Genomic DNA, 5,244 nt, shown 5'->3' with positions numbered 1-5,244 from the left:
AATGGTTCTTAGAAAAGGCTACAGAAATGGGTATTCAAAAGATCACGCCTTTACTTTGTGATCATAGCGAGCGTAAAAAAATTAATGCGGCTCGATTTGAGAAGATAGTCGTAAGTGCTATGCAACAAAGTAATCAATTTCATCTACCAGTAATTACAAGTTTGACTTCTTTTCAAGAATTTATAAATGAGAAAAAAAATGGTGTAAAATGCATTGCACACTGTGAGGAATCACAGAAAAGCTATATTGCCGAGAATATAGATGATGGTCAAGATTTCACCATGATCATAGGACCTGAAGGCGATTTTTCAACTAGAGAAATAGAAATGGCTATTTCCAAAGGATTCTTACCAACAAGTTTAGGGAATAAAAGACTGCGCACAGAAACAGCAGGAGTTTATACCGCTGCAATTTTTAATAGTAAAATAGAAGTCAAGAATACTTAGCATCAAACATGGGTGTTTAATTGTATTAACCTAAAATTTTAAAAACCTCTATTACCTACCTACTTGTTTAGTATTATTAGAAGAACTACTTGAATTTATGTTCTTCTTTACTACTGTAGTGTTCTTTACAGAATCAGAGTTAGAAGATTGTACACTATTTTCATGATGTTGAAATGCTAGTATACTGAAAGCAAATAACAGGCTTAAAATAGACATCGCTGCCTTTTGGGATGTTGTAATTTTCATAATAGGGGGATTATGATGAAGTCAAATATAATTATATAACGTTAGGAAAACGATAAAATTGCAATTATTTAACCCAAAATCTATTAACACTAGTTGAAAATGATATATTACTTCGTAATTTGCTGACTTATGAGAAAGATGATTTTGATAATTTTTTTACTTATCGCGACTTATAGCGGTGCTCAGCAACTCGCTGTGCTTAAGTATAATGGAGGTGGAGATTGGTACTCAAACCCAACTGCAGTACCTAATCTAATAACTTACTGTAATGATAATCTTGGGACAAATTTAAAAAAAGAAGTCGCCACCGTAGAAGCAAGCAGTGTAGATATTTTTCAATACCCATTTATTCACATGACAGGTCATGGTAATGTAGTCTTTAGTGTTACCGATATTGAAAATTTAAGAAATTACTTATTAAGTGGTGGTTTTTTACATATAGACGATAATTATGGTATGGAACCATATCTTAATAAAGAACTCATCAAGTTATTTCCGCAAAAGGAATTAATAGAATTACCAGCTACTCATCCTATTTTCAACATATTTGCCCAGTTTCCTAAAGGTTTGCCTAAAATTCATGAGCATGAAGGGAATAGACCTCAAGCAAAAGGTTTGTTTCATGAGGGAAGATTAGTTTTACTTTTCACCTATGAGAGTGATTTAGGAGATGGATGGGAAAGTCCTGAAGTTCACAATGATCCACCAGAAGTGCGCAAGAAGGCATTAGACATGGGAGCAAATATTATCAAGTATGTTTTTTCAAATTAATTGTATAGATGAGTAAAGCCATTCATTCTAAGTCCATAACTTATGGAATCCTAAGAGCTTTAGGGATTATTTTAGGAATCTTCATTCTTATCTGGTTTTTGTGGGAGATTCAATCTGTACTAGCTTACATAGGTATTGCGGCAGTAGTCTCCTTAATAGGTAGACCAGTGGTGTTATTGCTAAGAGATAAACTGCGATTTAATAATACGCTTGCAGTTATAATAACCTTAGTATTTCTGTTTCTTATAATCATCGGAGCTTTTTTAATGATTATTCCTGTCATTACAGAACAGAGTGAAAACTTTGACCAGATTCAATGGGAAGAAGTACAAGCCAATGTCGAGATTCTCAACGATCAAATTAGCGATTACTTTGGTATCGAGCGTATTAATATTTTAGAACGTTTACAGAAAACGCCCTACTATCAAGATTTCAATATGGATTTGATTCCACAGTTTGTTAATGGTTTTTTTGGTACGCTAGGAAGTTTTGCTATAGGTCTTTTTTCTATACTTTTTATAGCTTTTTTCTTGCTCAAAGACAGTCGACTTTTACTTGAAGGAGTATTGGTTTTTTCTAAAAAGGGTAGTGAAGGGCAGTTTTTAAGAGCTTTTACAAAAATTAAACAACTTCTATCGAGATACTTTATAGGGCTAGTCTTTCAAGTTCTCATATTGTTTGTATTGTATAGTATTATCTTGTTAATAGTAGGAATAGAAAACGCTTTGATCATTGCCTTCTTTTGTGCTTTACTAAATCTTGTTCCTTATTTAGGTCCGGCAATAGGTTATTTATTGATGTCTGCCTTTGTAATTAGTGATAATTTAGGTTCTGATTTCTCTGCAGTGATTTTACCTCAATTAATTATAGTTTTCATAGGTTATGGAATCGTACAGACTATAGATAATTTCTTGAATCAACCGTTGATTTTTGGTAAAAGTGTAAAATCGCATCCTCTTGAGATATTTATTGTCATTCTTATTGCCGGAATTGTGTTCGGGATTCTAGGTTTAGTACTTGCCGTACCTACCTATACTGCGATAAAAGTGATATCAAAAGAATTTTTGAGCGAGTATAAAATAGTAAAGAAACTGACGCACAATCTATAAATGAATCAGGCTTTAATTACAGAAGAGGTAGACCGTTATCTCAGATCGCATTTACATGAAAATGCAGCCTCTTTCATGTTAAAAAAGCATCCGTTTGATCAGATTTCTAATAAAGAGCTCACTCAACAATTAGTAGGCTTGCAAAAAGCTAAAAATAAATTTCCATCACTTTTTAGAAATCTTCATATCATTTATCCTCCTAAAGTAAATCTGGAGCAAACGAGTTCCGAAGTTACAGCTCAATATAAAGCGCAGCTGTTTCCTTGCGACAGTATGATTGATCTTACAGGTGGTTTTGGTATAGATGTTTCCGCTTTCGCGAAAGCGTGCTCAGCAACAACACATATAGAACTTAACAGCTCTTTACAACAATATGCGCTGCAGTTGTTTAAAGCACAAGACCTAACTACGAAATCATATTCCTGTGACGGTATTGAGTTTTTAAAAAAGTCACTGGAACTCTTTGATCTCATTTTTATAGACCCTAGTAGAAAGACGGCAGCTCATTCTAAGGCTATTTTATTAGAAGATTATGAACCTAACGTGGTAAAACACCTAGATCTTCTATTAGAAAAAGGAAAATTTGTGATGATTAAAACATCGCCTATGCTCGATCTAACAGCTGGTTTTAAGGAGCTTAAGTTTGTTAATGCTGTTCATGTGGTAGCTGTCAAGAATGAGGTAAAAGAGTTATTATGGATCCTGAGTCAAGAGCATGTTGCACAGCCAGAAATATGTTGTGTGAATTTAAAAACAGATCAGCCTGAATTTAAAACACAATGGAATAGGGAAGGAGTATTGAGTTATTCAAAACCTAGAAAGTACCTTTATGAACCTAATGCAGCGATCATGAAATCGCAACAATTTGCAGCCTTAGTAAAAGAGTATCAATTGTATAAACTAGATCATGATGCACATTTATTTACATCTGATAGTTTGATAGATTTTCCAGGCAGAGTATTTAAAATAGAAAATACGATAGAAAACAAACCAAAATTAATTAAAAGGCTTTATGCCAATTCCTCTAAAGGAATAGTGACTCGCAATAATATTCAGTCTGTCGCGCAATTGCGCAAGAAATATCAATTCAAAGAACATGAGACAGACTATTTGTTTTTTACAAGTTCTGAGGAATTGGGTGCAATTGTTATTGAGGCTAGCAAATTGTAGTTATTCGTTTTTGAAAATATTTTGAAATGAATATTGATAACCTCTTTTTAATTATCTAATCAAGGTCTCCAAGACTACAAGCTCAAAAACGCGTCACTGACGTACTTTTCCCTTATTTTTGCCAGCTTTAAAATATTTTCATGATTACAGTAGATCAACTTGCGGTAGAATTTAGTGGTACAACCTTATTTAGTGATGTTTCTTTTGTTATCAATCCTACAGATAAGATTGCCTTAATGGGTAAAAATGGCGCAGGGAAGTCAACTATGATGAAGATTATAGCTGGCGAGCAAACTCCTACTAGAGGAAATGTGCGAGCTCCTAAAGATGTGGTCATAGCCTATTTGCCACAACATTTACTTACTGAAGATGACTGTACTGTTTTTGATGAAGCTGCCAAGGCATTCAAGCAGGTGTTCTCTATGAAGGAGGAAATGGACCGTCTCAATAATGAATTAACTACCAGAACCGATTATGAAAGCGATGAATACATGGCGATCATTGAAAAAGTGACTGAGTTAGGTGAAAAGTTCTATGCTCTAGAAGACGTCAATTATGATGCAGAGGTAGAAAAGGCTCTTAAAGGCTTAGGTTTTAAACAAGAAGATTTTACGAGACAAACCAGCGAATTCAGCGGTGGATGGCGCATGCGCATTGAACTTGCTAAAATTTTGCTTCAAAAACCTGATTTAATATTACTCGATGAGCCTACAAATCATATCGATATAGAATCTGTTATTTGGTTAGAAGATTTTTTAGTTAATAAAGCAAATGCAGTCATGGTGATCTCACACGATAGAGCATTTATTGATAACATTACAAACCGAACCGTTGAGGTAACTATGGGACGTATTTATGATTATAAAGCAAATTATTCCCATTATCTAGAATTAAGAAAAGACCGTAGAGCACATCAGATTAAAGCCTATCAAGAACAACAAAAATTCATTGCTGATAATATGGCGTTCATTGAAAGGTTTAAAGGGACTTATTCAAAGACTAATCAAGTTTCTTCACGGGAAAGAATGCTGGAAAAATTGCAGATTATTGAGATTGATGAAGTAGATACAAGTGCTTTAAAATTACGTTTCCCACCATCGCCTAGATCTGGCGATTATCCTGTTACAGTTCAAGATGTTTCTAAATCTTATGACGATCATGTAGTGTTTAAAGGTGCTAATATGTCTATTTCTAGAGGCGAGAAAGTTTCTTTTGTAGGTCGTAACGGTGAAGGAAAATCCACCATGATTAAAGCCATTCTTGGAGAAATAGAGGTAGAAGGAACTTGCCAGTTAGGACACAATGTAAAAGTAGGATACTTTGCACAAAATCAAGCTGCGTTACTAAATAAGGATTTGACTATTTTTCAAACCGTAGATGAGGTTGCTGAAGGTGAGATCCGCACCCAAATTAAAAACATTCTAGGTCGCTTCATGTTTAGCGGTGATGATCTAGATAAAAAAGTAAGCGTGCTGTCTGGTGGAGAAAAAACAAGACTAGCG

The 5,244-nt window shown here is 34.3% G+C and carries 6 protein-coding genes; 5 read left to right on the top strand and 1 reads right to left on the bottom strand.

All coding sequences use genetic code 11. The annotated features are described in order from the left end of the window. Positions 1-446: 16S rRNA (uracil(1498)-N(3))-methyltransferase (locus A9Q93_RS05095; RefSeq protein WP_303686304.1), on the top strand; the 446-nt coding region annotated here is incomplete at its 5' end. A 51-nt stretch (positions 447-497) separates the two neighbouring features. Here A9Q93_RS05095 and A9Q93_RS05090 read toward each other — a convergent pair. Continuing rightward, positions 498-692: a hypothetical protein gene (locus A9Q93_RS05090; RefSeq protein ID WP_303686303.1), complete on the bottom strand. Its 195-nt coding sequence runs from the start codon at positions 690-692 to the stop codon at positions 498-500. 129 nt (positions 693-821) lie between these two features. Between A9Q93_RS05090 and A9Q93_RS05085 the strand changes: the two genes are divergently transcribed. From A9Q93_RS05085 to A9Q93_RS05070, 4 genes are all read left to right on the top strand, one after another. Next, positions 822-1,463 carry a DUF4159 domain-containing protein gene (locus A9Q93_RS05085; RefSeq protein WP_303686302.1) on the top strand — a complete coding sequence of 214 codons (642 nt, stop codon included), beginning with the start codon at positions 822-824 and terminating at the stop codon, positions 1,461-1,463. 8 nt (positions 1,464-1,471) lie between these two features. Continuing rightward, positions 1,472-2,572, top strand: coding sequence for an AI-2E family transporter (locus tag A9Q93_RS05080; RefSeq protein ID WP_303686300.1), 1,101 nt, complete (start codon positions 1,472-1,474; stop codon positions 2,570-2,572). Beyond that, positions 2,573-3,742 (top strand): methyltransferase, encoded by a 1,170-nt coding sequence (locus A9Q93_RS05075; RefSeq protein ID WP_303686299.1) that lies wholly within the window; start codon positions 2,573-2,575, stop codon positions 3,740-3,742. Between the two features lie 140 nt (positions 3,743-3,882). Further along, positions 3,883-5,244, top strand: a 1,362-nt coding sequence (locus A9Q93_RS05070; RefSeq protein WP_303686298.1) for an ABC-F family ATP-binding cassette domain-containing protein, incomplete at its 3' end; no start/stop codon positions are given.

It is taken from the genome of Nonlabens dokdonensis, from assembly GCF_002162835.1.
GTDB classification, from domain to species: Bacteria; Bacteroidota; Bacteroidia; order Flavobacteriales; family Flavobacteriaceae; genus Nonlabens; species Nonlabens dokdonensis_B.
The sequence above is the reverse complement of the archived record's forward strand: the minus strand, read 5'-3'. Positions and strand labels throughout refer to the sequence as shown.

Coding starts and splice junctions, on each gene's coding strand:
- A9Q93_RS05090 (WP_303686303.1), bottom strand. CDS start 692: ATGAAAATTACAACATCCCAAAAGGCAGCGATGTCTATTTTAAGCCTG.
- A9Q93_RS05085 (WP_303686302.1), top strand. CDS start 822: ATGAGAAAGATGATTTTGATAATTTTTTTACTTATCGCGACTTATAGC.
- A9Q93_RS05080 (WP_303686300.1), top strand. CDS start 1,472: ATGAGTAAAGCCATTCATTCTAAGTCCATAACTTATGGAATCCTAAGA.
- A9Q93_RS05075 (WP_303686299.1), top strand. CDS start 2,573: ATGAATCAGGCTTTAATTACAGAAGAGGTAGACCGTTATCTCAGATCG.